Source organism: Streptomyces melanogenes (assembly GCF_014649795.1).
GTDB lineage: Bacteria > Actinomycetota > Actinomycetes > Streptomycetales > Streptomycetaceae > Streptomyces > Streptomyces noboritoensis.
Genome location: NZ_BMTS01000008.1, coordinates 169,344 through 194,114 on the forward strand (window position 1 = coordinate 169,344; position 24,771 = coordinate 194,114).

The 24,771-nt window shown below is 73.9% G+C and carries 22 protein-coding genes; 10 read left to right on the top strand and 12 right to left on the bottom strand.

Annotated elements, in window-relative coordinates:
- Nucleotides 1–31: 31 nt before the first annotated feature.
- Genes IE252_RS19210 through IE252_RS19215 form a run of 3 tightly spaced genes read left to right on the top strand, consistent with a single transcriptional unit; the run spans nt 32 to nt 2,045 of the window.
- Complete coding sequence (locus IE252_RS19210; RefSeq protein WP_373298573.1) at nt 32–742, top strand: glycosyltransferase family 2 protein; 711 nt, start codon at nt 32–34, stop codon at nt 740–742.
- Nucleotides 739–1,389: a TIGR04282 family arsenosugar biosynthesis glycosyltransferase gene (locus tag IE252_RS43310; RefSeq protein ID WP_229848577.1), complete on the top strand. Its 651-nt coding sequence runs from the start codon at nt 739–741 to the stop codon at nt 1,387–1,389. The genes IE252_RS19210 and IE252_RS43310 overlap by 4 nt, the downstream gene beginning before the upstream one ends.
- On the top strand, nt 1,386–2,045 hold the full coding sequence (locus IE252_RS19215) for a methyltransferase domain-containing protein (protein WP_229848579.1): 660 nt from the start codon (nt 1,386–1,388) through the stop codon (nt 2,043–2,045). Before IE252_RS43310 ends, IE252_RS19215 begins: the two co-directional genes overlap by 4 nt.
- A 64-nt stretch (nt 2,046–2,109) precedes the next feature.
- Here the strand turns inward: IE252_RS19215 and IE252_RS19220 are convergent, their stop codons facing one another.
- Nucleotides 2,110–4,122, bottom strand: a complete 2,013-nt coding sequence (locus tag IE252_RS19220; RefSeq protein ID WP_190090671.1) for a putative Ig domain-containing protein — start codon at nt 4,120–4,122, stop codon at nt 2,110–2,112.
- Nucleotides 4,123–4,372: 250 nt separating this feature from the next.
- Between IE252_RS19220 and IE252_RS19225 the strand changes: the two genes are divergently transcribed.
- Nucleotides 4,373–5,191 (top strand): TrmB family transcriptional regulator, encoded by an 819-nt coding sequence (locus IE252_RS19225; RefSeq protein ID WP_190090672.1) that lies wholly within the window; start codon nt 4,373–4,375, stop codon nt 5,189–5,191.
- A 59-nt stretch (nt 5,192–5,250) separates the two neighbouring features.
- Here the strand turns inward: IE252_RS19225 and IE252_RS19230 are convergent, their stop codons facing one another.
- Together IE252_RS19230 and IE252_RS19235 are read right to left on the bottom strand one after the other, a co-directional pair.
- Nucleotides 5,251–5,655 carry a hypothetical protein gene (locus tag IE252_RS19230; protein ID WP_190090673.1) on the bottom strand — a complete coding sequence of 135 codons (405 nt, stop codon included), beginning with the start codon at nt 5,653–5,655 and terminating at the stop codon, nt 5,251–5,253.
- A complete protein-coding gene (locus tag IE252_RS19235; RefSeq protein ID WP_190090674.1) occupies nt 5,655–6,812 on the bottom strand; it encodes a molybdopterin-dependent oxidoreductase in 1,158 nt (385 codons plus the stop codon). Before IE252_RS19235 ends, IE252_RS19230 begins: the two co-directional genes overlap by 1 nt.
- Nucleotides 6,813–6,984: 172 nt before the next feature.
- On the opposite strand from IE252_RS19235, the gene IE252_RS19240 reads away from it, so the two are divergent.
- Both IE252_RS19240 and IE252_RS19245 read left to right on the top strand, forming a co-directional pair.
- On the top strand, nt 6,985–8,367 hold the full coding sequence (locus IE252_RS19240; protein ID WP_190090837.1) for a glycosyltransferase 87 family protein: 1,383 nt from the start codon (nt 6,985–6,987) through the stop codon (nt 8,365–8,367).
- 3 nt (nt 8,368–8,370) lie between these two features.
- Nucleotides 8,371–9,174 (top strand): helix-turn-helix domain-containing protein, encoded by an 804-nt coding sequence (locus IE252_RS19245; protein ID WP_190090675.1) that lies wholly within the window; start codon nt 8,371–8,373, stop codon nt 9,172–9,174.
- On the opposite strand, the gene IE252_RS19250 is transcribed toward IE252_RS19245, so the two are convergent.
- Complete coding sequence (locus IE252_RS19250) at nt 9,164–9,544, bottom strand: nuclear transport factor 2 family protein (protein ID WP_373298574.1); 381 nt, start codon at nt 9,542–9,544, stop codon at nt 9,164–9,166. The two genes, IE252_RS19245 and IE252_RS19250, sit on opposite strands and share 11 nt — an antisense overlap.
- Before the next feature lie 244 nt (nt 9,545–9,788).
- Here IE252_RS19250 and IE252_RS19255 point away from each other — a divergent pair, with 244 nt between their 5' ends.
- Together IE252_RS19255 and IE252_RS19260 are read left to right on the top strand one after the other, a co-directional pair.
- On the top strand, nt 9,789–12,695 hold the full coding sequence (locus IE252_RS19255) for a glycoside hydrolase family 2 TIM barrel-domain containing protein (RefSeq protein WP_190090676.1): 2,907 nt from the start codon (nt 9,789–9,791) through the stop codon (nt 12,693–12,695).
- 281 nt (nt 12,696–12,976) lie between these two features.
- Nucleotides 12,977–14,053, top strand: a complete 1,077-nt coding sequence (locus IE252_RS19260) for a type III polyketide synthase (RefSeq protein WP_190090677.1) — start codon at nt 12,977–12,979, stop codon at nt 14,051–14,053.
- A 21-nt stretch (nt 14,054–14,074) separates the two neighbouring features.
- Here the strand turns inward: IE252_RS19260 and IE252_RS19265 are convergent, their stop codons facing one another.
- From IE252_RS19265 to IE252_RS19290, 6 genes are all read right to left on the bottom strand, one after another.
- Nucleotides 14,075–15,673 (bottom strand): alpha/beta hydrolase, encoded by a 1,599-nt coding sequence (locus IE252_RS19265; protein WP_190090678.1) that lies wholly within the window; start codon nt 15,671–15,673, stop codon nt 14,075–14,077.
- Nucleotides 15,674–15,829: 156 nt separating this feature from the next.
- Entirely contained in the window at nt 15,830–15,979 is a 150-nt protein-coding gene (locus IE252_RS19270; RefSeq protein ID WP_190090679.1) for a hypothetical protein, read from the bottom strand.
- A gap of 62 nt (nt 15,980–16,041) precedes the next feature.
- Complete coding sequence (locus tag IE252_RS19275; protein WP_190090680.1) at nt 16,042–16,374, bottom strand: hypothetical protein; 333 nt, start codon at nt 16,372–16,374, stop codon at nt 16,042–16,044.
- Nucleotides 16,375–16,504: 130 nt separating this feature from the next.
- The gene (locus IE252_RS19280; protein ID WP_190090681.1) at nt 16,505–17,899 is read right to left on the bottom strand and encodes an amino acid permease; all 1,395 of its coding nucleotides are present in this window, start codon (nt 17,897–17,899) and stop codon (nt 16,505–16,507) included.
- A 66-nt stretch (nt 17,900–17,965) separates the two neighbouring features.
- Nucleotides 17,966–20,092 carry a phage holin family protein gene (locus IE252_RS19285; protein WP_190090682.1) on the bottom strand — a complete coding sequence of 709 codons (2,127 nt, stop codon included), beginning with the start codon at nt 20,090–20,092 and terminating at the stop codon, nt 17,966–17,968.
- 98 nt (nt 20,093–20,190) lie between these two features.
- Nucleotides 20,191–20,595, bottom strand: a complete 405-nt coding sequence (locus tag IE252_RS19290) for a recombinase family protein (RefSeq protein ID WP_190090683.1) — start codon at nt 20,593–20,595, stop codon at nt 20,191–20,193.
- 267 nt (nt 20,596–20,862) lie between these two features.
- Between IE252_RS19290 and IE252_RS19295 the strand changes: the two genes are divergently transcribed.
- Together IE252_RS19295 and IE252_RS19300 are read left to right on the top strand one after the other, a co-directional pair.
- Nucleotides 20,863–21,633, top strand: a complete 771-nt coding sequence (locus tag IE252_RS19295; RefSeq protein ID WP_190090684.1) for an MBL fold metallo-hydrolase — start codon at nt 20,863–20,865, stop codon at nt 21,631–21,633.
- On the top strand, nt 21,633–22,292 hold the full coding sequence (locus tag IE252_RS19300) for a DedA family protein (protein ID WP_190090839.1): 660 nt from the start codon (nt 21,633–21,635) through the stop codon (nt 22,290–22,292). The genes IE252_RS19295 and IE252_RS19300 overlap by 1 nt, the downstream gene beginning before the upstream one ends.
- 1 nt (nt 22,293) lies before the next feature.
- Here IE252_RS19300 and IE252_RS19305 read toward each other — a convergent pair whose 3' ends face one another.
- Together IE252_RS19305 and IE252_RS19310 are read right to left on the bottom strand one after the other, a co-directional pair.
- Nucleotides 22,294–23,364, bottom strand: coding sequence for an MBL fold metallo-hydrolase (locus tag IE252_RS19305; protein WP_190090685.1), 1,071 nt, complete (start codon nt 23,362–23,364; stop codon nt 22,294–22,296).
- A 70-nt stretch (nt 23,365–23,434) separates the two neighbouring features.
- The gene (locus IE252_RS19310) at nt 23,435–24,649 is read right to left on the bottom strand and encodes an aminotransferase class I/II-fold pyridoxal phosphate-dependent enzyme (protein ID WP_190090686.1); all 1,215 of its coding nucleotides are present in this window, start codon (nt 24,647–24,649) and stop codon (nt 23,435–23,437) included.
- Between the last annotated feature and the right edge of the window lie 122 nt (nt 24,650–24,771).

The following is a 24,771-nucleotide window of genomic DNA, read 5'->3' on the forward strand; positions in this document are numbered from 1 at the left end:
AGTCCCGATTTGTCCGCCGCGCCTTCGTACCGTGAGGGGCGTGACCGACTCGATCCCCACGACGGTGGACGTCGTACTGCCCTGCCTCGACGAGGCCGAGGCGCTGCCCTGGGTGCTGGCCAGGATCCCGGCGGGCTGGCGGGCCGTCGTCGTCGACAACGGCTCGACGGACGGCTCGGCCGAGATCGCCCGCGCGCTCGGCGCGACCGTGGTGCACGAGGCCCGGCGCGGCTTCGGCGCGGCCTGCCACGCCGGGCTGCTGGCGGCCGACGCCGAGTACGTCTGCTTCTGCGACTGCGACGGCTCACTCGACCCCTCGCTCCTCGCGCCCTTCGTACGGGAGGTGGCCGCCGGAGACGCCGACCTCGTCCTGGGGCGGCGCAGGCCCACCGCGCGCGGGGCCTGGCCGCCGCACGCGCGCGCCGGGAACCTGGCCCTGGCCAGGATGCTGCGCCGCCGCACCGGGCTGCGCCTGCACGACCTGGGCCCGCTGCGGGCGGCCCGGCGCGCGCCGCTGCTCGCGCTCGGCGTCGCGGACCGGCGCAGCGGCTATCCGCTGGAGATGGTGGTGCGCGCGGCGGACGCCGGGTGGCGGGTGCGCGAGTACGACGTGCCGTATCTGCCGCGCACCGGCAGGTCGAAGGTGACCGGCACCTGGCGGGGCACCTGGCAGGCCGTGCGGGACATGCGCGCGGTGCTCGCCCTGCCGCCGGTTCCCGCCGCGACGGCGGGTGTGCGGTGACGGCGCCGGTCACCCTCCTGGTGATCGCCAAGGCGCCGGTGCCGGGCCGGGTCAAGACGCGGCTGACCCCGCCGTACTCGCCCGAGCAGGCCGCGCGGATCGCCGAGGCGGCGCTCGCCGACACCCTGGACGCGGTGCTCGCCGCTCCGGCCCGGCGCCGGGTCCTGGTCCTCGACGGGGCGCCCGGCCCGTGGCTCCCACCGGGCATCGAGGTCGTCCCGCAGTGCGCGGGCGGCTTGGACGAACGCCTGGCGGCGGCCTTCGCGCTCGATCCGGGCCCGGCCCTGCTCATCGGCATGGACACCCCGCAGGTGGGCCCGGATCTGCTGGCCCCGGCCCTGGCCGGATGGGGGCCGGGCGAGGCCTGGTTCGGCCCGGCGGCCGACGGCGGCTTCTGGTCGCTCGGCCTGACCGCTCCCGACCCTTCGCTGCTGCGCGGGGTGCCCATGTCCGTCCCCGAGACGGGCGCGGTCCAGCGGCGGCGGCTCGTCGACGCGGGGCTCACCGTGCACGAGCTGGAGCCGCTGCGGGACGTCGACATCGCGGCCGACGTGCGCGAAGTGGCGGCGCTCGCGCCGGACGGCCGGTTCGCGCGGGCGGTCGCCCTGTGCGGGGGCGGTTCCGTCGAGGCGGGCGCCGCGCGATGACCACGACCGCCGTGCCCGCCGCGCTCGCCTGGCGGGCCGATCCGTACACCGCCGCCCTGCGCAGCGGGCGCGGGCCGCTGTTCCTGCACCGCCGGGACGGCTGGCTGCTGCCGCTCGAAGTGGAGCGCTGGTGCGCGGCGCCGGACCCGGCCGACCTGACCGTGCTGCGGCGGTGCCGGGGCGCCGTGCTGGACATCGGGTGCGGGCCCGGGCGCCTGGTGGTGGCGCTCGCCGCGCTCGGTACTGCCGCGCTCGGCGTCGACGTCAGCCCCGAGGCCGTCCGCCGCACCCAGCGCTCGGGCGGCAGCGCCCTGTGCCGGTCGGTGTTCGACCCGCTGCCCGGCGAGGGCCGCTGGCACACCGCGCTCCTGCTCGACGGCAACATCGGCATCGGCGGCGACCCGGCCGCCCTGCTGGAACGGGCGGCCCAACTACTGTGTCCCGACGGGCAGTTGCTCGTGGAGGCGGCGCCCTTCGACGTGGACGAGCACGTGGAGGTGCGGGTGGCCGACGGCCGGGGCGCGTTCGGGACGGGCTTCCCCTGGTCTCGGCTCGGCGCCGCCGCACTCCTGAAGTACGCGCACGCCACCGGCTGGCGGGCGGCCGAGCGGTGGACGGCGGCCGGGCGCCCCTTCGTCGCGCTGCGCCGGACGTGAACGGGGGGGCCGGGCCCGAACTCTGGGGAGGAGTCCGGACCCGGCCCTGTTCACCGTGGGGGGATCAGCTGAGGTTCAGCGCCGTGTCGTCGACGACGAACGACGTCTGCAGGCTGGAGTCCTCGGTGCCGTTGAACTTCAGGGTCACCGTCGACCCGGCGAGCGACGACAGGTCGAACGTCTTCAGCGCGTAACCGGTGTTCTTGTTGAGGTTGGAGTAGCTGGCCAGGGTGGTCGAGCCGGCCGTCACCGTCAGCTTGTCGTAGGCGGTGGAGGTGGTCGTCTCTCGGGTGTCGATGTGCAGGTAGTACGTCAGCGTGGCGTGGCAGTTCTGCGGGATGGTCACCGTCTGGGAGAGCGAGTCGGTGTGCGTCGAGCCGTAGCCGTCCAGCCAGGCCTTCCAGGAGCCGGAGTGCGCGGCCTCGCTGCCGCTGTTGTCGATCACACCGGCCGTCGCCGACCAGGGCGCGGCCGAGCCGGTCTCGAAGCCGGGGTTGCCGAGCAGCTGGGCGGGCTGGCAGCCACCGGTCTGGGTGACGGTCCAGCTGAACGAGGTGCTGCCGGTGGCCGCGGTGGTGTCCTTGGCGGTGACGGTCACGCTGGAGGTGCCGACGGCCGTCGGGGTGCCGGAGATCAGTCCGGTCGAGGAGTTGATGGACAGCCCCGCCGGAAGACCCGTGGCGCTGTACGTCAGGCTCTGCCCGGCGTCCGAGTCGGTGGCCTTGATCTGGAGGGAGACCGCCGTGTTGACCTGGGTGCTCTGGTCGCCGGGGTTGGTCACGGTGACCGTGTTGCCCTGGCTGGTGCCGCCGGTGAACGCGGCGGTGCCGTTCGGGGTGCCGAGGCCGGTCGGGCCGTCGTAGCCGGTGCCCGCCTTGCACAGGTAGGTGCCGCAGGAGCCGTTGGCGCCGGACGTCACGTCGTACAGCGACGCGGTGTGGGCGTACGGGTAGGAGGCCGGGTAGCTGCCCGCCGCCGGGGTGCCCGCCAGGGCGTAGACGCCCGCGATGATCGGCGCGGAGGCGCTGGTGCCGCCGTACACGTTCCAGCCGCTGGCCTGGTAACTGTCGTACACCGCCAGGCCGGTGGCCGGGTCGGCGACCGCGGAGACGTCGGCGACGGTCCGCTTGGCGCAGCCGGTGTCCTTCTGCCAGGACGGCTTCGGGTCGTAGGCGGAGCAGCCGGAGCCCGCGCCCTGACCGCCTGAGCTGGTGCCCCAGACCGACTCGGACCAGCCGCGCGCGTTGCTCGCACGGCTCAGCGAGGTGCCGCCGACCGAGGTCACGTACTGGGAGGCGGCCGGGTACTCGACGCCGTAGCCGCTGTCGCCGGAGGAGACGGTGATGGCGACGCCGGGGTGGTTGAAGTACGCGGAGTCGGAGGTCGGGTCGGTGGAGTCCTCGCCGCCGCCGTAGCTGTTGGAGACGTACTTGGCGCCCATGGTGACCGCGCGGTTCACGGCCGCGCCCAGGTCCTCCATGGTGGGCTGGTTGGCCTCGACGAGCAGGATGTGGCAGGACGGGCAGACCGCGCTGACCATGTCGACGTCGAGGGAGATCTCACCGGCCCAGCCGGAGTCGGGCGTCGGGTAGCTGGTGCCGCCGTTCTGGTCGACCTTCTTGAAGCAGCCGTTGGCGGTGGTGCAGGCCGGCAGGCCGTACTGCGAGCGGTAGGTGGCCAGGTCCGACTCGGCGTTGGGGTCGTCGTAGGCGTCGATGATGGCCACGGTGGCGCCCGAGCCGCCGGATGGCAGGGCGTAGGCGCTCTGCAGGTCGGAGGGGCCGTAGCCGGAGGGGGCTGCGTCCGGCACGACGCCGAGGCGGTGCTTCACGTCCGTACGGGCCAGGGCCAGGCAGGACATCCGGCCCGGCTGGGTGGCCTGCGCGCACAACCGCTCGGTGGGGGCGGCGGTCTGGGCGGTGGTGTCGTGCGCGGGGGCGGCGGAGACGGACGGGGCGGCGGCCAGGAGCCCGCCGGTGGCGAGCGCCACCAGGGACACGAGTGCGGTGGCGGCTCTGCCGGTGGGCTTCCTGAGCCCGAAGGGTCTGTTCGTGTGCGGGGATCTCTTCGCGTACATGGAACTGCCCTCCATGGGGGGTCGGCTCGCCGGGATGAGGGACGAGCGGAAGGCGACCGTCGATGGATCTGCATGGCGGGTGCATGACAAGATCGCCTCTGAGAAAGTGCCACCCTGCTGAGTGGTGGCACGGTTGAAGGTAGGACAGCCACCGGGCGCCGACAACTTCGGTAGGGCAAAGCGAAAGGCAAGGATTCTTCTCGGCTCCGGCTGGATCACACCGCACTGATCGCGTATACCGTGGTCGACCATGGAGCCGGAGCAGGAGTCGGTCAACGACCTGGTCGCCCTTGGGCTTTCGCGCTACGAGGCGCGGGTGTACCTCGCGCTGGTGCGGCGCGACTCCTATACGGCGGCCGAGGTGGCACGGGAGGCCGAGGTGCCCCGCCAGCGCGTCTACGACGTGCTCGACGGCCTGGTCAGGGCGCAGCTGGCGGTCGCGCACCGGGGGCGGGTGGCCACGTTCGGGGCGGTGGCCCCGGAGCTGGCGCTGACCCGTCTGATGGCTCGTCAGAGGGAGTCCCTGGAACGGCTGGAACGCGTCTCGACGGGGCTCACGGCGGCGCTGCTGCCGCTGTGGGAGGCCGGGCGGTCACACACCGACCCGCTCGACTACATCGAGGTGCTGCGCGACCCGAAGACGATCGCCGAGCGGTTCGCGGACATCCAGGACCAGGCGGACAGCGAGCTCCTGACCTTCTGCCGCCCGCCGTTCGTCGCGCCCGCCGCCAACCTCCCGGGCCTCAAGGCCGCGCGGCGGCTGCGGCGGGGCGGGGGGACGGTGCGGGCGCTGTACACGTACGACGCGCTCCGGGACGAGGAGGTCCTGGAGAACGTCGCACGCTTCGGCGAGGCGGGCGAGGAGGCGCGGTTCACCGAGGAACTCCCCCTCAAGCTGGTGATCGCGGATGCGGCGCTGGTGCTGTGCGACATGCCGGATCCGGTGGCGGGGACCGGTGCGACGACTGCTCTGTACATCGAGCATCCGGCGCTGGCCGCGTGTTTGCGGCTCGCGTTTTTGACGGTGTGGGAGGGGGCGGAGACTATGCAGCGGGCTCGGGCTTTGTAGGTGCCGTGCGGTGTTTGTCTGCGGGTTGTCGTGGGTTGCTCGCGCAGTTCCCCGCGCCCCTAAAGACCGCGGCGCCGGCGCGCGGCCTGTACGCGCCTGACGGCCAGCACCAGGACCGCCCCGAACCCCACCACCCCCAGCAACACCAACCAATTCCGTACGTAATCCAGCGGCAGCACCGTCGCGTTGTTCTTCGGGCCCGGGCGCAGGATGTCCGGGAGGGCGATGGCTGTGAGGCAGCCTGCGGTCACCAACGCCGCTCGGAGCGGGCCGCGTACTCCCGGCCGGGTCAAGGCGCCCCCCAGGCCCACCAGCAGCACCAGCGGAGCGATCAGGCCGTCGTGCAGCACGATCGCGCCTACCAGCCACACCGCCACGTCCCACGGCGACTGCGCCCACACCAGTGACGCCCCGAGGCCCATCAGGGCGAGTCCGAGCGCGCCCACCGCGTAACGGCCCGCCATCACCGCACCTCCAGTCGCGTGACCCACTTGGTCTGGAGCACCCCGGGGCGGTTGGGGGCGATGATGCGGGCCGGGTAGCCGTGGTCGGGGGTGAGGACCTGGCCGTTGAGACGCAGGGCGAGGAGGGTGAGCGGGTCGCGCGCGTAGGTGCGGCCCATGTCCATCACTCGGTACGCGCCGTGCTGTTCGAGCGAGACGACCCGCAGCGCGGCCCCGGGCGCCCCGGCCCGTTCCGTCAGGTCCTTGATCCGTACGCCCGTCCAGTGCGCGTTCTTGCTCCACCCCTCGACGCACGCGATGGGCAGCTCCACCTCGTACTGGGGCAGCGCGGCCAGCTCGTCGAGGGTCAGCTCGTACGGGCGCGGCCCCGCCACCGTCAGCCGCCAGGCCGCCGTGTCCACCCGGGTCGTCCCCGCGGCCGCCGCCGTGCGGTTGACGGGCAGGCCGAGCGGGCCGTGGTCGGGGTGGCGCGGCGCCAGGAGGTCGACGTCCTTGAGCGGCGTGAACGACTGGCCCACCGTCGTCACGGTGACCGCGCCCACCGCCACCGCGAGCCCGGTGAGCAGCGAGCGCCGGTCGGGCGCGTTCTCCGGTTCCTGCGGCAACGCGCGCGTGGCGGCCGAGCGCTGCCACCAGTACGCCTTGATGTCCGGCCACTTGACGGCCAGGTGCAGCAGCAGCGCGCCGGTGAGGAGCCAGCCGACCGCGAAGTGGACGGGCACGAAGCTGAACGGCCACGGGTACCACTGCACGGTGTTGAGCAGCCCGGTCAGCAGCTCGAAGACGGCGCCCGCGACGAGCACCGCCACCGACAGCCGCTCGAGCGCGTGCCGTACGCCCTTGAGCGCGGGCCACACGAACAGCTTCGGGTAGACGGTCCACAGCTTGCCGAAGAGCAGCGGGATCGCGGCGATGCCCACCCCCACGTGCAGGCCCTGGTTCAGCCGGTATCCCCAGGTGGGGCGAGCGGGCAGGTCGTTGGCCAGCCAGCTCGGCGGGTGCTGGAGGTAGTGGCTCAGCACACCGGTGACCATGCAGACGAGCATGGCCACGCCGAGCAGGCGGCCGATCGCCGCCGCGGTGCGCCGGTCGTGCAGCGCGCCACGGAAGGACGGCAGCAGCGCCGACGGCGGTGGGAGCGGGAGTCGTGACTTCATGTCTCCATGACATCCCCGGAAGGCCCTGAACAGGGCTCCTGACACCTTACGGTTCACGGACGTGTGGTGTGCTGGGCCGTCCGGGCGCCCTTCGGCCTGCGAATGTGGACGGGTGATCGCCCCGCGTACCGACACCGCCCCGGCCGACCGGCCGACCGCCGCCCCGGGCGCCCTGCGCCGCACGGCGCCGACCGCCGTGCTCCTGGCCGCGCTGGCCGCCGTGCTCGTCCTGACGGTCGTCGAGGACGGCTACTACTTCCACCCGGGCACGCTCTCCTGGTGGTACCTGGCCTGCTGGCTGCTGTTCGCGGCGGCCGTCCGGTCGCTGCGCCGGGTCCCGGCCCGCCACCGCACCCGTCTGGTCCTGGCGGGCGGGGTGCTGGTCGCCGTGACCGGCCTGGCGGCGCCGCCGACCACCAGCACGGACATGTTCCGCTACGCCTGGGACGGCCGGGTGCAGGCCGCCGGGATCTCGCCGTACGACCACACCCCCGCGGACCCGGAGCTGGCCGGGCTGCGGGACGACTGGCTGTTCCCCAGGGGCTCGGCGTGCGAGGGCCCCGACCTGGCCCGGTTCGGCGAGCCGGACCGCTGCACCCGCCTCAACCGCCCCAAGGTGCACACCATTTACCCACCGGTGGCCGAGGCGTACTTCCTCGGCGTCCACGGGCTCTCCCCCGCCGCCGCCCGCCACAAGCCGCTGCAGATCGGCGGCGCCGCGCTCGCCGTCGCCACCACGGGCGTCCTGGTGCTCGTCCTGCGGCGGCGGGGGGAGGACGTGGGGCGCGCGGCGTACTGGGCGTGGTGCCCTGCGGTGCCGATCGAGGGGGTCAACAACGCGCACGTGGACGTGCTGGCGGTGCTGTTCGCGGTGGCCGGGCTCGGCGCGGTCGCGGTGCGCCGCCGGGCGGTCGGGGGCGTGCTGATCGGCGCCGGGATCGCGGCGAAGATGCTGCCCGCCGTGGTGCTGCCGGGCGCCCTCGCGGGCGTGCTCGCGGGGCGCCGCCCGGACTGGCGGCGCGCGGCCGCGGTCCTCGTCCCGACCGCCGGTTTCGTGGCGCTCTCCTACCTCCCGTACGTCCTCGTCTCGCACGCGTCCGTCTTCGGCTATCTGGGCGGGTACGCGGAGGAGGAGGGGTACGACGACGCCTCCGCCCGCAGCCGGTACGGGCTGCTGCGCCTTGTGCTCCCGGACTCCTGGGCGCTGCCCGCGGCGCTCGTCCTGGTGGGCCTCGTCGTGCTGTACGTGCTGCGCCGGGGCGATCCGGAGCGCCCTTGGAGCGGGGCGCTGCTGGTGCTCGGCTGGGCGTTCTGCCTGATGACGCCCGGCTACTCGTGGTACGCGCTGCTGCTCGTCGCGCTGGTGGCGCTGGACGGCCGCTGGGAGTGGCTGGCGATCGCCGCGGCCGGAGCGGTCTGTTACGTGACGGCGTGGGCGATGCCGCACTCCTTCGACGTCGTCAGGACGAGCGCCTACGCGGTGGCGGCGGCGGTCGCGCTGGCCGGGTGGGGGGTGCGGCGCCGGGCGTTGTCAGTGGCCCGGGTTAGTGTCTGATCCATGACGACAACTGCCGGGATCGACACGGGAGTAGGGCCGATGCTGCGCGGCTGGCGCGAGCAGCGCAGGATCAGCCAGCTGGAGCTGGCCCTGCGCGCCGACTCGTCCGCGCGGCACATCAGTTTCATCGAGACCGGCAGGTCGCGCCCCAGCCAGGAGATGATCCTGCGCCTCGCGGAGCACCTGGAGGTGCCGGTCCGCGAGCGCAACGCCCTGCTCCTGGCGGCAGGGTACGCCCCGCAGTACACGGAAACGTCCCTGGACGACCCGTCCATCAGCTCCCTGCGCGAGGCGATGGAGCGGCTGCTGCGGGGGTACGAGCCGTTCCCGGCGCTGATAGTCGACGGTACGTACACGGTCCTCGCGGCGAACCGGGGCATCGAGATGCTCCTCGAAGGCGTGCCCGAGCGGCTGCTGACTCCCCCGCTCAACGCGATGCGCCTGACCCTGCACCCGCAGGGCATGGCACCGCGCATCCGCAATCTGCGCCAGTGGCGCGGCCATCTGCTCGAACAGATGGAGCGCCAGATCGCCCTGATGCGCTCGGACGCGCTGCGCGAGCTGTACGAGGAGGTCGCGGCGCACCCCGTGCCCGAAGCGGGGGACGACGACGGCCCCGACCACCTCGTCTGCCCCTTGGCGCTCCCGCTGGTCATCGAACACCGGGGCACGGTGCTTTCGTTCATATCGACGATCGCCACGTTCAACACACCGATGGACGTGACCGTCTCCGAGCTGGCCATCGAGACGTTCCTGCCGGCCGACCCGGAGACGTTCGCCTACCTCCAGTCGCTCACGCCGTAGGCGGTACGCGGTCGAGGAACCCGGCCACGGTGGCGATCCGCCCGTCCTCGGCGAACGTGACCACATCGGACCCGGCGACCGGCGCGGACCCGTCCGCGACCGAGACCAGCTCCCAGCGGAACCGGGCCAGGTCGTGGTGCCCGTCGACGACCCCTTCGAGGCGGAACTCGAAGCCGGGGAACTGGGCGTGGACCGCGCCGATCACCCCGGCTATCGCCTCGTACCCGGTGGCGTCGGACATCGGGTCCGTGTAGCGCCCGTCCGCGCTCCAGGCGGCCTCGACTGCCTTGGCGAGCTCCTCGGCCGAGCCGCTGGCGTTCCACGCCTCGAAGTAGCGGGCGACGGCGGTCTCGTAGCGGTTCTGGGACATGGAAATCAGCCTCCGGACAAGGATGTGAGTCAAGAACGAACACGGTGCTGGAACCCGGGCCCCGGCCGGAGTGCGCCGCCCGGGACCCGATGGCTCCACCTTGCCCGGCGGGGGTGGTGGGGGTCGATTACCAGGGAGGTAATGCGGGGGTGGAGTGCGGGGTGGCAGGCTGGCCGCCGTCCCCGGTCGTGAACCCCGTCCGCCCCCTTGTCCCCGCCCCGATCACCGCCATAGCCTCCCGATCGTGTCCTTCCGCAGCCCCGGCGTCACGGACGTCCCCTACGTCGCATCCCTCTCGCCCGGCGGCGGGGAGCACCTGCTTCCGCCACGGGCCTGGTACGCCGAGTCGGATGCCAGGCGGCTCTCGCTGAACGGGAGTTGGCGGTTCCGGCTCGCGGGGAGCGCCGACGCGTACGACGACGGCTTCGCCGCGCCCGGGTACGACGCCGGGGAGTGGGGCGAGGTGCGGGTGCCCGGGCACTGGGTGCTCCAGGGCTGCGGCGCTTTCGGCGGGCCGGTCTACACCAACCACCTCTACCCGTTCCCGGTCGACCCGCCGCGCGTACCGACCGAGAACCCGACCGGCGACCATCTGCGGGTCTTCGACCTGCCCGACGGCTGGCCGATCGGCGAGGGCGGCGCGGTGCTGCGCTTCGACGGCGTCGAGTCGTGCGCCCGGGTGTGGCTCAACGGCCAGGAGCTGGGCCACTTCAAGGGCAGCAGGCTGGCGCACGAGTTCACCGTCGGGCCGCTCCTGAAGGCGCGCGGGAACGTGCTCGCGGTGCGGGTGCACCAGTGGTCGTCGGGCTCATACCTGGAGGACCAGGACCAGTGGTGGCTGCCCGGCATCTTCCGGGACGTCACGCTGCTGCACCGCCCCGAGGGGTGCGTCGGCGACCACTTCGTCCACGCCTCCTACGACCACCGCACCGGCGCGGGGACCCTGCGGGTCGACAGCGACACCGCCGGCCGCGTCACCGTGCCCGAGCTCGGCATCGACCTCGCGACCGGCACGGAGGCGACCGTTCCGGTCGAGCCGTGGACGGCGGAGACCCCGCGCCTGTACGACGGGGTGCTGGCCACGGCGGGCGAGCGCGTCCCGCTGCGGATCGGCTTCCGCACGGTCGCCCAGGAGGACGGCCTGATCAAGGTCAACGGGCAGCCGCTGCTGTTCCGGGGCGTCAACCGGCACGAGTTCCACCCCGCCACCGGCCGGGCCCTGGACGCGGCGACCATGCGCCGCGATGTGCTCCTGATGAAGCAGCACCACATCAACGCCGTGCGGACCAGCCACTATCCGCCGCACCCCACCTTCCTCGACCTCTGCGACGAGCTCGGGCTCTGGGTCGTCGACGAGTGCGACCTGGAGACGCACGGCTTCGTCGAGCAGGCCTGGCGCGACAACCCGGTGGACGACGACCGCTGGACCCCGGCACTGCTCGACCGGGCGGCCCGGATGGTCGAGCGCGACAAGAACCACCCGTCGGTCGTCGTCTGGTCGCTCGGCAACGAGGCCGGGACCGGGCGCGGACTGACCGCCATGGCCCACTCGATCCGCTCCCGCGACACCTCGCGCCTGATCCACTACGAGGGCGACCCCGACTGCCACGACACCGACATGTACTCGCGGATGTACGCCTCGCACGCCGAGGTCGAGCGGATCGGCCGCCGCCTCGACGGCGGCCCGCAGTCCCGCCGCCGACTCCCCTTCGTCCTGTGCGAGTACGCCCACGCGATGGGCAACGGGCCCGGCGGACTCACGGAGTACCAGCACCTGTTCGACACGTACGAACGCTGCCAGGGCGGCTTCGTCTGGGAGTGGATCGACCACGGCCTGGAGCACCCGGCGTACGGCTATGCCTATGGCGGCGACTACGGCGAGGAGCTGCACGACGGCAACTTCGTCTGCGACGGCCTGCTCTTCCCGGACCGCACCCCCTCCCCCGGTCTGACCGAGTACAAGAAGGTGATCCAGCCGGTACGCATCGAGGGCGACGGCCGGGCGGGCACGGTCGAGATCACCAACCTGTACGCCTTCGCCGACCTTTCCGGTCTCGCCTTCACCTGGTCGTACGAGGCGGACGGCGTGCCCCTCGCCACCGGCACCCTCGCGGTGCCCGAGCTCGGCCCGGGCGAGCGGGCGGAGCTGAAGCTCCCCGAGCGCCCCGCCGGGGCCGAACCGACGGCCGAGACCCGGTGGACGGTACGGGCGGTACTCGCGGAGGCGACCGCGTGGGGAGAGCGCGGGCACGAGATGGCCTGGGCCCAACTACCCGTCAGTACACAAGTGTTGGCGCCTGCTGCCGTGGGCGCTCGCCCTGCCCGTTCCGGCGATCGGGTCACGCTCGGTCCGGCCGTCTTCGATGCCCGGACAGGAGCTCTCACGTCCTTCGGCGCCGTGGCCCTCACCGGGCTCCGCCTCGACGTGTGGCGCGCGCCCACCGACAACGACGAGGGCGCGGCCTGGCAGCCCGATCTGCGGTACGGGCCACGCTGGCGCGAGCTGGGGCTCCACCGCATGCACCACCGCCTGGACTCGGTGGAGTTGACCGGGGACGCGCTGGTCGTGCGCACCCGCGTGGCCCCGGCGGCCCGTGACGTGGGCCTCGCCACGGAGTACCGGTGGGCGTCCGACGGGACCCGGCTGCGGCTGACGGTCGCGGTCGCGCCGGAGGGCGAGTGGCAGGTGCCGCTGCCCCGGCTCGGCATCCGGTTCGGGCTCACGGGTACGGCCCCGGGCAGCCGCGTCCCGGTGCGCTGGTTCGGCGGCGGGCCGGGCGAGGCGTACCCGGACACGGCGGCCGCGTCGGCGGTGGGGCTCTGGGAGGCGGACGTCGACGACCTCCAGACGCCGTATGTACGGCCGCAGGAGAACGGGGCCCGGACGGAGGTCCGTTGGGCGGAGATCGGCGGGCTGCGCATCGAGGGCGACCCGGAGTTCTGGTTCACCGCGCGGCGCTGGACGACCGAACAGCTCGACGCGGCCCGGCACTTGACCGACCTCGTCCCGGGCGACACGGTCTGGGTCACGCTGGACCACCGCCAGCACGGCATCGGCTCCCAGTCGTGCGGCCCGGGCCCGCTTCCGCAGCACCAACTGCGCGTGGAACCAGCCGAGTTCACCTTCACCTTCTCCGAACTCACCGACTGAGGCGCGACCGGGCCGATCACCGGCAGGAGCACGCGGGAGCCTCCGGGCCGCCCGCGTGCTTCGCGCTGCCCGGGACCCGCCACCACCCCTCCATTCAGCCGTACCGCATCACCCGAACGAGCTACCCGGCCTGGAATCTCCCCCTAACCGGTTAATTACCCCTTTCGAGGACATGCGCATGACCACGGTCGGGGATACGTGACAGGCACACGACCGCACACCCCCTGGAGCACCCGCGTGGAAACCGCAGGCGTCCGCCCGGCAGGAGACAAGGAAGTTCCATGGCCACCCTGTGCCGACCCGCAGTAGCCGTACCCGACCATGTGATCACGCAGGAGGAGACGCTCGCGCTCGCCCGCGAGACGCACGCCGACCATCCCCAGCGGGACCTCGTCCTGCGCCTCATCCAGAACACCGGGGTCCGTACCCGGCACATCGTGCAGCCGATCGAGGCCACCCTGAAGCACCCCGGCTTCGAGGAGCGCAACCTGCTGTACGAGGCGGAGGCCAAGGCCCGGGTGCCCGGTGTCGTCCGGCAGGCGCTGGCGCACGCCGAGGTGGAGCCCAAGGACATCGACCTGATCGTCTACGTGTCGTGCACCGGCTTCATGATGCCGTCGCTGACCGCCTGGCTGATCAACACCATGGGGTTCAGGACCGAGACCCGGCAACTGCCGATCGCCCAGCTCGGCTGTGCCGCCGGAGGCGCGGCGATCAACCGCGCGCACGACTTCTGCACCGCGTACCCGCGCTCCAACGTGCTGATCGTGTCCTGCGAGTTCTGCTCGCTCTGCTACCAGCCCACCGACATCGGCGTCGGCTCGCTGCTCTCCAACGGTCTGTTCGGGGACGCGATCTCGGCGGCCGTGGTGCGCGGCGAGGGCGGCACCGGGATGCGGATCGAGCGCAACGGCTCGCACCTGGTGCCCAACACCGAGGACTGGATCTCGTACGCCGTGCGCGACACCGGGTTCCACTTCCTGCTCGACAAGCGCGTCCCGGGCACCATGGAGATGCTCGCGCCCGCGCTCAAGGCGCTGGTGGCGCAGCACAGTTGGGAGATCCCGCAGATGGACTTCTTCATCGTCCACGCGGGCGGGCCGCGCATCCTGGACGACCTGTGCCACTTCCTCGACCTGCCACCGGAGATGTTCCGCTTCAGCCGGGCCACCCTCACCGAGCGCGGCAACATCGCCAGCTCCGTGGTCTTCGACGCGCTGGCCCGGCTCTTCGACGAGGGCGGCGCGGCGGACGGCGCGGGCGGCCTCATCGCGGGTTTCGGCCCCGGCATCACGGCCGAGACGGCCATCGGCCGGTGGGCCAGGGCGGCCCCCATGGCCGCCGCGATGAGCAACTGAGCGCGCCCGGCTCGGCCGCGCTCAGTGCTCCGGGGGCGTCTCGCGGGCGCAGGACGTCCCCTCGGGCGGCAGGACACCGTCGAGCAGGAAGGTGTCCGCCTTGTCGCGGACGCACTGCGAGGCCGTGTACCCGCCGTGGCCCTCGCCCTCGTACGTGAGGACCACGCCCTTGCCCAGGTGGCGGGCGGTCTGCGCGGCCCACTGGTACGGGGTGGCGGGGTCGCCCTTGGTGCCGATGAGCAGGACGGGCGGCGCACCGGTCTTGTCTATCCTGCGGATGTAGTCCGTGCCGGCGGGCCAGCCCGTGCAGGAGATCGCCGCCCCTACCTGGTCCGGGCCGAACATCGGGGAGGCCTTGGCGAACTTCTTCTCCAGTGAGGCGAGTTCGGCGGCCGGGTCCTTGGCCCGCTCCGGGTCGTCGGCGCAGTTGACCGCGAGGAGCGCCTCGCGGCTGTTGTCGTCGTCGGCGCGGTTGCCCTGCGCGTCCTCCCCGGCGAACTGCTTGTTGATCTCGTCGAGGACGGCCGGGTCCCCCTTGTCGTGGAGGGTGGCGATGCCCTGCGCGAGGGTGGGCCACAGCTGCTCGGCGTAGAGCGAGTTGGTGATCGCGGTACGCAGGTCGGCGGAGGTGAACTCGGCGCCGGAGGCGGTCGTGGCGCTCTTGCGGTCGAGCCGGGCGACGGTCGCGTCCAGCGTGCTGGTCGCCTTGGCGGTGGTGGCGCCGAGCGGGCAGACCGCGCCCTGGGCGGCGCAGTCGGACAGGAAGGTGTCCAGGCCCTTCTGGAACGCCGTGGCCTGGGCGAGCGCCGACTCCGCCGCGTTCGCGGTCAGCGAGTCCACGGCGTCCAGGACCATCCGCCCGGTCCGCTTGGGGAACTGGGCGGCGTAGACCGCGCCGAGCCGGGTGCCGTAGGAGATGCCGAAGTAGTTCAGCTTCTTGTCGCCGAGCGCCTGGCGCAGTACGTCCAGGTCGCGCGAGGCGTTGATGGTGCCCACGTGCGGGAGCAGCTTGCCGGTGGTCCTGCGGCACTCCTCGGCCACCGTCCGCAGCTCGTCGACGAGCTGCGCCCGGCCCTCGGCGTCGTCGGTCGTGGCGCCGTCCGAGGAGCTCTCGATGTCCTGCTCGGCCTTGGCGCCGCAGCGCACGGGAGCGCTGCGGCCCACTCCCCGGGGGTCGAAGCTCACCAGGTCGTACGCGGGGGCGAGCCGCGCGGTGTCCGCAGTGAAGCCGCCGAGGCCCTTGAGGCCGGACTCGCCGGGGCCGCCGAAGTTGAAGACCAGCGAGCCCTTGGGAGCGGTCGGCGAGGCCGCGCCGGTCGGGGACGCCGTACCCGCTTCGGTGCCCGTGCCGGTGGGGCCCTCGCCGGACTCGGCCGCCCGCACCCGGCCCACCGCCAGCGCGATCGTGCCGTCCTCGGGCCGGGCGTAGTCGATGGGCACGGTGAGCTCGGCGCACTCCATGCCCTTGGGGGCGTCCGGGACCGTGCAGCCGCCCCAGGTCAGGTGCTGGGTGTAGAAGCGGGTCAGATCGGGCCCCCGCCCGTCCGCCGCGGCCGGGACCGCCAGGGCGAGCAGCGCCAGGGCCGCACCGGCGGCGCCCGCTGTCGTACGTCCGCGCATGGCAGACCTTTCGGTCGGGGTGCCCCCGCACCAAACGTAAGCCGCCGAACGGAGTACCGCACGACGGATCGCCCGCTGTCGTCACTCCCTGTGAGAACAGCAGGTCACCAGGGCGGCGGCCGGAACCCGTCCACCGCCCTGCCGTGTCGGCCCCGGCTACTTGCCGTGCGGGTCCGCCGGGGTTCGGTGCTGCTCCTCTCCGGGTTCGGGGTCCTCGCGGTCGGGGGTCGCGGGGGCCGGGCGACGGATCCGGGCGGCCTCGGCGCGCAGCATCGCGTTGAGCGCCGCGAAGGGGTCGATGGGCATGGCTGAACCACCTCGCTGTGCTGGTGAGTTGACGTACCGCTGGCTCGCAGAGCACGGCACGCTCAGCAGCGCAGCACCACACAGCGCACGGCATCGAGGGAAGAAGGCCGCACCAGGCCGGGGCCACCGGGCCCCCGTACGACCGGCCGGGGCGCCACTCGTACGGAACGGGCGCCCGGCGCCGGGCGGCTCGCGCGGGCCGACACCGGCGGCGCGGGCGCGGCCTCGTCCGACTGCTCCTCGCCCACCGGGCCCGGCACCGCCGACGACACGGCGGTCCGCTCCAGGGCGGGCGGTCCCGCCGCCTCCGCCCCCGGCGCCGCCCCGAGCAGCGCGGCCACCACGAGCAGCACCACGACGGCGCGGCGCAGGGCGGCGAGGAGAACGGGCGGCATGCCTCAACCTTGCCCGCAAAAGGCCATGAACTGCGCGGATCCGGGCGATATCCCCCCTCCCGGGTGAACGTCCGTCAGCGCACCGGGAACACCGGCCCCTTGAGGGTGAACGGCAGCGCCCCGCAGCCCTTTACGCGCGGGCGTTCTCCCGTACGGCCTGCTCGGGAAGCTCCACCGCGTCCGCCGCCGCCTCCTCCTGCGGGCGCTGCTTCCTGGCCGCGAGCAGCGCGTACACCAGGACGCCCGCGAAGAGGAACAGCACGCCCTGGTAGACCGCCGCGTAGCCGGAGCCGGCGACCAGCCAGAGGGAGAAGCCGGCGGCGAGGGCGGCGAGCAGTCCGTCGCGGATCAGGCGGCCGCGGTGGACGCGGTCGGCGCGGTCGGAGGCGAGGAAGTAGATCTGGGCGGCGGTGGACAGGAGGTAGGGGACGGTCGCCGTGAAGGTGGTGACCAGGACCAGCATCTCGAAGACGCCCTTGGAGCCCGCCGTGTAGTTGTAGACGGTCAGCGACGAGGCGAGGACGACCGTGACCAGGACGCCGACGGTGGGCACGCCCCGGTTCTTGCGGGCGAAGGCCTGCGGGAACAGGCCGTCCTTGGCCGCGGCGTACGGGGTCTGGGCGCTCAGCAGGGTCCAGCCGTTGAGGGCGCCGACCATGGAGACCAGCGCGGCGACGGCGACCGCGGCGCCGCCCCAGCCACCGCCGAACATGGCGTCGACGGCGTCGGTGAACGGCGCGGTGGAGGTCACCAGGCGGTCGTGCGGCACGGTGCCGAAGACCGAGAGGGTGCCCAGGAGGTAGATCAGGGCGGCGCCGAGGGTGCCGAGGATGGTGGCGCGGCCGACGTTGCGGCGCGGGTCGCGGACCTCGCCCGCGCTGACCGCGGCCGACTCGACGCCCAGGTAGCTGAAGAGCAGGATCGCGGCCGAGGCGGAGACCGCGCCCATCGCGCTGTGGTCGTCGGCCTGGAGGGGGCCGAGGTTGGCCGGGTCGAAGAAGAACAGCCCGCCGACCGCGACGAGCAGCAGCGGCGCGAACTTCAGGACGGTGGAGACCAGTTGGACCGCGCCCACGTACCGGGTGCCCGCGAGGTTGGCGAGCGCGGGGAGCCACTGGAGGGTCAGCGCCGCCGCGATGGTCGCCGCCTTGTTGCCGTGCAGGGGTATCAGCACGTCGAGGTAGCCCACGGCCGCGACCGCGAGCGCCGCGTTGGAGACCCAGGTGGTGATCCAGTACGACCAGGCGGCGAGGAACCCGGCGAAGTCGCCGAACGCCTCGCGCGCGTAGACGTAGGGTCCGCCGGTCTGCGGCAGCCGCTCGGCGAGGCGGCCGAAGACCAGCGCCAGCGCGATCGCGCCGACGGTCAGGACCGCGAAGGCGAGCAGGCTGATGGTGCCGAAGGGGGCGACCGACGCCGGCAGCAGGAAGATCCCGCCGCCGATGATGTTGCCCATGACCAGGGCGGTCGCCACCGGCAATCCGAACTGCCGGGCATGCCTGCTCTGGGTCTCTTGCGTGGTCATGGGGTGGTGCGCCTCTCTCCGTGCCAAAACCCGTTCATGGTCGGGTACGGAGGACCCCGCTCAAAATCACGCGGATTTGTCCCGCAGAGCGGCCCCTTCAACCGGAAATGGTCCGTCCGCTTCGCTCTCGGACCGGGGAATCTGCGTGGCGGCGGAAACCGGCACCTGCGGCCCCAGGCACTCGCGCAGCCAGCGCCGCAGCACGTGGTGCACCTGCTCGGCGCCCACCAGCTGCCCGCCGTCGGCGACCGGCGCCGACAGCTCGCGCGGCGACAGCAGGAACGGGTGCGCCTGCTCGCCGCCGAGTCCGCCGTGCGAGCCGATCTGCTCCTCGAAGGCGTGCACCTCGCCGGTGACCGGGTCGTACATGGAGTTGACCATGATGTCGGCGGTGTGCGGGAAGGTGTCGGTGCGCCGGACGGCGTCGGCCGCGCCGGGCGCCAACCCGGTCAACGGGCCCTTGCCGTCCTCCAGTTCCGCGAGCGGCACCTCGTGGATCCTGTCGGTGCCCGCGCCGCCTATGACCAGCGCGCCGTGCTCCTCGCTGCGCACCAGGAGGAACCCGATGCCGGGGTGCCCGGCGAGGGTGCGCAGGAGCGCGGGGTGGCGGCGGTCGATCTCCTCGCGGCTGAGCCGCCCTTCGGTGTCCGGGAAGGAGACGAGGCCCAGGTTGCCGGAGGCGAGCACGATCGGGTCGGAGCCGGGCCCCGCCTCCCCGTTCCCCGGGACCGGCCGGTGCAGCGCCACCCGCACCGCGTCCCGCGCCTCCGCGCCGCTCTTGGTGCGCCCGGCGCTGCGCGGCACGGGCAGCCCGCACCCGGCCCGCACCAGGTCCTTCAGGGTCAGCCCGTAGGCGCCGAGGAACGTCTGACCCGGGCTCTGCCCATGGTCGGAGAGCAGCACGATCCGGTACGCGCGCGGGGCGTGCTCGGCGACCTTGGCCAGCAGCGCGATCGACCGGTCAAGCCGCTCCAGGACCTTCTGGGCGTCCCGGCCGCGCGGCCCGGAGTGGTGGGCCACCTCGTCGTACGCCACCAGGTCGGCGTAGACGGCGGTGCGTCCGGCGAGCATGTCGCCGATCACCGCCGCGACCACCACGTCGCGCTCGACGACGGTCGCGAACGCCCGGATGAACGGGTAGAGCCCGCCACGCCGCACGCGCGGCGTATCGCCGCGCAGCCGGGCGCGGGTGGACTGGCCGAGCTCGCGGCCGACCTCGGCGACGAAGGAGAGCGCGGTGCGCACGGCGTTGGCCGGATCCGAGAAGTACGCGAAGTAGCCCGCCCGGGACCGGTTGCGGCGCCCGCGCCGGGCCGCCATCGACAGGACCAGGGCGAGCTGGTCGGCGCCGCCGGAGAAGAGGTTGCCGCGGCTGGCGCCGTCGACGGTGAGCAGCCCGCCGTCGCCGGTGCGCTCCACGGCCCGGCGCTGGAGCTCGACCGCGGAGGCGGGGCGGTTGGAGACCATCAGCTCGCCGGTCTCCTTCTCGTACCACCGGAAGGCGGGCACGTCGAAGGTGCAGCCGTGCAGGATGCCGAGCTGGCTGGCGCCGGTCTGGCTGGACCAGTCGGTGCGCCACGGGGTCAGCCGGTGGGAGTGCTCCAGCCAGCCGGCGACGGTCGGCATGAGACCGGCGCCGACCGCGTGGCACAGCACGTCGTGGCCGACGCCGTCGAGCTGGAGGAAGACCGTGCCGGGCGTCTCGGGGCCGCGGTCCCCGTCGCCGCGTCTGCGGCGGCGCCGGTCGGCCAGGCGCGAGAGCCTGCGCCGGTAGGCGTTGTCGTCCCGGACCGCGAGGGCGGTGGAGGTGGCGGAGGCGACCGCCGACATCGCGGCGGCCACCACCACCGCGGTCTCCGGCTGGGCCGCGCCGCGCCCGCTGGGGATCAGGCTCAGCGCGATCAGCAGCAGCGAGCCGTTGAGGAAGAACACCAGCAGGCCCAGGACCAGGGCCGGGACCAGCAGGAACGCGCGCACCACCAACGGCCACACCAGGGCGCTGAGCAGACCGAACGCCCCCGCGCCCCAGGCTGCGGTGAGCGCGACGCGGGTGATGCTGTCGCCGCCCGCGGACTTCAGCCGGAAGTCGGGCAGGATCCCCGCGAGCACCATCATCGTGAGCGTGGAGACCGCCCACACCACGATCACCCGCACCAGGGCGCTGCCCGCCGTCCGCCATCGCCCTGTGCTCACGCCGCTCGTCACTGCCTCTCGCCTAGCCGTTCCCTCCCAGCGTGTCACAGGGGCGGAAACCGGCCGACGAATTTGATTCGCGGCGGGCGGCGCTCGGGTCAGCAGCCGTCGTACCCGGCGGTCGGCATCGAGAGCCTGCGGTGGATGTGGGCCTTCTTGGCGGCGTCGTACGACGGTTCGTCGAGCCCGGCCGTCTCCAGGCGCACCCCGCGCCGCTCGCACTCGGCGGAGAAGTCCGGCACGGACGTCAACGCCCGGGCCAGGACGCGCTCGTTGGGCGCGACGAACAGGTCCACCTGGCCCGCCTCCACGTCCGCCCACAGGCCGAGGTGGTCGGGGCGCAGGCCGTAGAAGAGCAGCTGCCGGGTGACGACGTACCCCTTGTCGGCGGCCCAGCGCGCGCACATCTCGTGCTGGCTGCGGGTGTCCACCAGGAAGGGGTCCAGGTCGAGTTCCTCCAGCGGGGTCAGACTGGCGATCGCCGCCACTCGTACGTCACCCATGACCGACCCCCATGCCCTTCGTTTGTGGTGCCGACCCTACTCCTCGTTCACGGCGGCGAGGAGTAGCCGCATGAGTGGCAGATCTTCCAGCCGTCCTGGGTCACCGCGAGTATCCCGCCGCAGCGGGGGCACTGCTCAGAGTGCATGATCATGCCGGGCCTTCCCTTCTGACCGATGCCTACCCCGGACCCGGTCCGGTGCGCCCCCCGACACTTAGGCTCGTACACAACAGCGTGCGCGGTGGTTTTCGAGCGGAGGAGATTTCGGGTGCCGGTGGAGATCACCTGGTGGGGTCATGCCACCTGCACGGTCGAGGACTCCGGGATGCGGGTGCTCACCGATCCGCTGTTCGCCCGGCGCCTGGCGCATCTGCGCAGGCGGCGGGGGGCGGTGCCGCCGCCCGAGGCCGCCGTCGCCGAGGTGGTCCTGGTCTCGCACCTGCACTCCGACCATCTGCACCTGCCCTCGCTCGCCCGGCTCGCGCCCGGCACCCGCCTGGTCGTGCCGCACGGCGCGGTCCGGGCCGTGCCGGGCCTGCGCAAGCTCGGCCTGCGCCTCACCGAGGTGCGCGCCGGGGACCTGGTCGACGCCGGTGACCTGCGCGTACGGGCGGTGAGCGCACGGCACGACGGGCGGCGGCTGCCGTTCGGCCCGCACCGGGCGCCCGCGCTCGGCTATGTCATCGAGGGCCGGGCACGCACCTACTTCGCCGGGGACACCGGGCTCTTCGACGAGATGGCCGAGGAGGTCGGCCCGGTGGACGTGGCCCTGCTCCCGGTCGGCGGCTGGGGTCCGCACCTGGGCCCCGGGCACCTGGACGCGGGCCGGGCCGCCCAGGCGCTGGCCCGGCTGGGGGCGCGGGCCGCAGTGCCGGTGCACTACGGCACGTACTGGCCGATCGGGCTCGACGGGGTGCGCCCGCACGAGTTCCACGCGCCCGGCGACGACTTCGTGCGCCACGCGGCCCGGCTCGCGCCCGGGGTGACGGTGCACCGGCTCGCGCACGGCGAGAGCGTACGGCCGGAGGTCGCCCGGTGATCGCCGCGTTCCTGGCGCGGGCGGCGGGCCAGGTGCCGCCGGAGTCGACCCAGCAGGCGCTCGGCTATCCGTCCCTGTTCATCCTGGTGGTGCTGGGTTCGCTGGTGCCGGTGGTGCCCACGGGGGCGCTGGTGTCGACGGCCGCGGTGGTCGCCTTCCACCAGACGGCGTGGTTCTCGCTGCTGCTGGTCTTCGGGGTAGGGGCGCTCGCCGCGTTCCTGGGGGACGTCGGCCTGTACTGGCTGGGGCAGCGCGGGGTGCGCTCGCGCGGCGGGTCGCGGTGGCTGGCGGCGCTGCGCGAGCGGGCGGCGCCGGACCGCCTGGAGCAGGCCCAGGAGAAGCTGAACCGGCACGGGGCGGCGGTCCTGGTGCTTTCCCGGCTCGTCCCGGCGGGCCGGATCCCGGTGATGCTGGCGTGCCTGCTCGGCGAGATGCCCCTGCGCACGTTCGTACGCGGCGACGTGCCCGCGTGTGTGGCGTGGGCCGGGGCGTACGGACTCATCGGCATCCTGGGCGGCTCGCTCTTCCCGGAGCCGTGGCAGGGCGTGGTCGCGGCGGTCGTGCTGACGCTGCTGATCAGCGCGGCCCCGACGGTGTGGCGCAGGCTGCGGCATAGGGCGGCGGCGGCCGAACCGGCCGAGGCCCCGCACCCGAAGTAGGTCAGGCGGCCAGCACCCGCGAGGAGCCGACCGGCAGATCCCACAGATGCGCGCGCGGGCGGCCCGTCCGCTCCCAGGCCGCCCGCACCCGGGCCAGCGGTTCGAGCACCGGCTCGGCGGAGAGCACGAACGTGCCCCAGTGCATCGGCGCCATCCGCCGCGCCCCCAGGTCCTCGCACGCCTGGACGGCCTCCTCCGGGTCGGCGTGCACATCGCGGAGCCACCAGCGCGGCGCGTACGCCCCGATCGGGAGCAGGGCCAGGTCGAGCGCGGGGTGGCGGCGGCCGATCTCCTTGAACCAGTGGCCGTAGCCGGTGTCCCCGGCGAAGTAGACGCGCCGCCCCCGGCGGTCGCCGAGCACCCAGCCGCCCCACAGCGAGCGGCAGGTGTCGGTGAGGGAGCGCTTGGACCAGTGGTGGGCGGGGACGAAGTCGAACCGCACGGGTTCCCGTCCGGGCACGGCCAGTTCGGCCGACTCCCACCAGTCGAGCTCGGTGACCCGGGTGAACCCGCGGCGTCTGCACCAGCGGGCCAGGCCCGCCGGGACGAACAGCGGGGTGCGGCGCGGGAGTCTGCGCAGGGTGGGCGCGTCCAGGTGGTCGTAGTGGTTGTGGCTGATGACGACGGCGTCGACCGGCGGCAGGTCCTCCCAGCGCACCCCGACGGGGGTGAGCCGGGCCGGGGTGCCCAGGATGCGGCGGGACCAGACGGGGTCGGTGAGCACGGTGAGGCCGCCGATCCGCACCACCCAGCTGGCGTGCCCGGCCCAGGTCACGGCGACCGTCGCGGTGTCCACGGCGGGCAGCGGCCCGGGCGCGAACGGCAGCTCGGCGATGCCGCGCAGCCCCTGCGGGGACGGGCGCAGCGCCCCTTCCCTGGCGAGCCGGGCCATCGCGCGCACGCCGGGCAGCGGGGCGGAGAGGCGGTCGGCGAAGGACCGGGGCCAGCGGCGGTGCTCGCCGAGCGGGCGCGGGGGCGGCGCGGTGACCGGCGGGGCGGTCCGCGGGCGCAGGGCCCGGTCCGACTCCTGCGTCTGTCCCGACTGATCCGTCTGATCCGTCTGTTCCGTCATCGAGGCGGCTCCTGTCCGGTGGCGGTCCAACTGCGGCGGCGTGCCGGGCGCTGCGGTGGCCCGGCGGGGGTCACAGCCCGTCGAGCGCCTCCCCGAACGCGGCCAACGCCCGCCGCACGTGCGGCAGTTCCAGCGGCTCCGCCGCCGCCAGCGTCCGCGCGCACTCCTCCTCGGTCACCCCCACCAGCGGCCCCGTGGCGAGCCGGGCGCGCAGCGCGCCCAGTTCGTCGCCGAAGCGGTGGCCGCCGGGGGCGGAGGCGCCGAGCCGGCCGGTCAGGTACTCCTCCAGCTCCATCGAGTCGGTGACCCCGCGCGCGGCCAGCCGGTTGCGGAGCGGGCCGAGGTCGGCGTAGAGGTGGCGGCCGGCCTGCGGGGGCCGGGCGAAGGCCCCGGCGGCGAGGACCGCGCGGTGGGCCGCCTCGGCGAGGGCGCCGTGCAGGGCGGCGGCCCGGCCCATCCGGACCTCGACCGGGTCCGGCTCGCCCAGGGCGTGGGCGGCGGCCTCGGCGATCGGGCCCGCCACGACCGAGCCGAGCGCGGTGAGGACGTCGAGGGTGCGGGCCCTGGCCCTGGCCGCGCGCTCGGTGGCCGGGAAGCGGGCGACGGCGGCGGGCCACCCGGCCGGGGTGAGCGCGCCCGACAGGTCGGACAGGACGGTCACGTCGTCGGGGCACATCTCGGCGGGGCTGAACAAGACCGTGTCGTGCGGGTGGTGCAGGGTGTCGCGCCACGTCTCGTCGCTGATGATGTGCAGCCCCTCCCCCACGGCCGCCTCGCACGCCTCCCGTACGGTCTCGGGCGGCGCGACCGTCGCGGTCGGGTCGTCGGCGACGGAGAGCACCAGGAGCCGGGGCACCCCGCCCTCGGTGCGCACCCGGCGCACGGTCTCCAGGAGGGCGTACGGGTCGGGGACGCCGCCGCACTCCGCCGGGGTCGGCACGTGGTAGGCGGGCCGCCCCAGGAGCCGGGCCTGCGGGGTCCACCAGGCGGGGCAGGGCCGGGGCAGCAGGACGTCGCCCCCGTACGAGGCGAGCAGGGCGAACAGGAGCGCCGGGGCGCCGGGGGCGGCGGCCACCAGCTCGGGGTCGCCGCGCAGCCCGCGCCGCCGCCAGTAGCCGCAGGCGGCCTCGCGCAGCCGGGGTCCGCCGCCGGGCGGTTCGGGTGCGGTGCGTCCGGCGGCGCCCGCCAGGACGCCGGCAAGCTCGGGCAGGACGGGCAGCCCGGTGCCGGGTGCGGGCGGTCCGTAGCGGACGGGTCCCCGGCCTTCCGCCACCGTCCCGTGCATGCGCCGCCTCCTTCGCGCCCTGCGGTCCGCCGTTTCGGCACCTTGAGCCCTTCGCGGCCCCTGAAGCCCTTTATACGGAGGTTTGCTCGGCGGCGCCGCTCCGCATGCGCACGGGGATGTGC

Bases quoted from the DNA above. Each gene is read 5' to 3' on its own strand.
- IE252_RS19215 (WP_229848579.1), top strand. From the start codon at position 1,386: ATGACCACGACCGCCGTGCCCGCCGCGCTCGCCTGGCGGGCCGATCCG.
- IE252_RS19220 (WP_190090671.1), bottom strand. From the start codon at position 4,122: ATGTACGCGAAGAGATCCCCGCACACGAACAGACCCTTCGGGCTCAGG.
- IE252_RS19225 (WP_190090672.1), top strand. From the start codon at position 4,373: ATGGAGCCGGAGCAGGAGTCGGTCAACGACCTGGTCGCCCTTGGGCTT.
- IE252_RS19230 (WP_190090673.1), bottom strand. From the start codon at position 5,655: ATGGCGGGCCGTTACGCGGTGGGCGCGCTCGGACTCGCCCTGATGGGC.
- IE252_RS19235 (WP_190090674.1), bottom strand. From the start codon at position 6,812: ATGAAGTCACGACTCCCGCTCCCACCGCCGTCGGCGCTGCTGCCGTCC.
- IE252_RS19245 (WP_190090675.1), top strand. From the start codon at position 8,371: ATGACGACAACTGCCGGGATCGACACGGGAGTAGGGCCGATGCTGCGC.
- IE252_RS19250 (WP_373298574.1), bottom strand. From the start codon at position 9,544: ATGTCCCAGAACCGCTACGAGACCGCCGTCGCCCGCTACTTCGAGGCG.
- IE252_RS19260 (WP_190090677.1), top strand. From the start codon at position 12,977: ATGGCCACCCTGTGCCGACCCGCAGTAGCCGTACCCGACCATGTGATC.
- IE252_RS19265 (WP_190090678.1), bottom strand. From the start codon at position 15,673: ATGCGCGGACGTACGACAGCGGGCGCCGCCGGTGCGGCCCTGGCGCTG.
- IE252_RS19270 (WP_190090679.1), bottom strand. From the start codon at position 15,979: ATGCCCATCGACCCCTTCGCGGCGCTCAACGCGATGCTGCGCGCCGAG.
- IE252_RS19275 (WP_190090680.1), bottom strand. From the start codon at position 16,374: ATGCCGCCCGTTCTCCTCGCCGCCCTGCGCCGCGCCGTCGTGGTGCTG.
- IE252_RS19280 (WP_190090681.1), bottom strand. From the start codon at position 17,899: ATGACCACGCAAGAGACCCAGAGCAGGCATGCCCGGCAGTTCGGATTG.
- IE252_RS19290 (WP_190090683.1), bottom strand. From the start codon at position 20,595: ATGGGTGACGTACGAGTGGCGGCGATCGCCAGTCTGACCCCGCTGGAG.
- IE252_RS19305 (WP_190090685.1), bottom strand. From the start codon at position 23,364: ATGACGGAACAGACGGATCAGACGGATCAGTCGGGACAGACGCAGGAG.
- IE252_RS19310 (WP_190090686.1), bottom strand. From the start codon at position 24,649: ATGCACGGGACGGTGGCGGAAGGCCGGGGACCCGTCCGCTACGGACCG.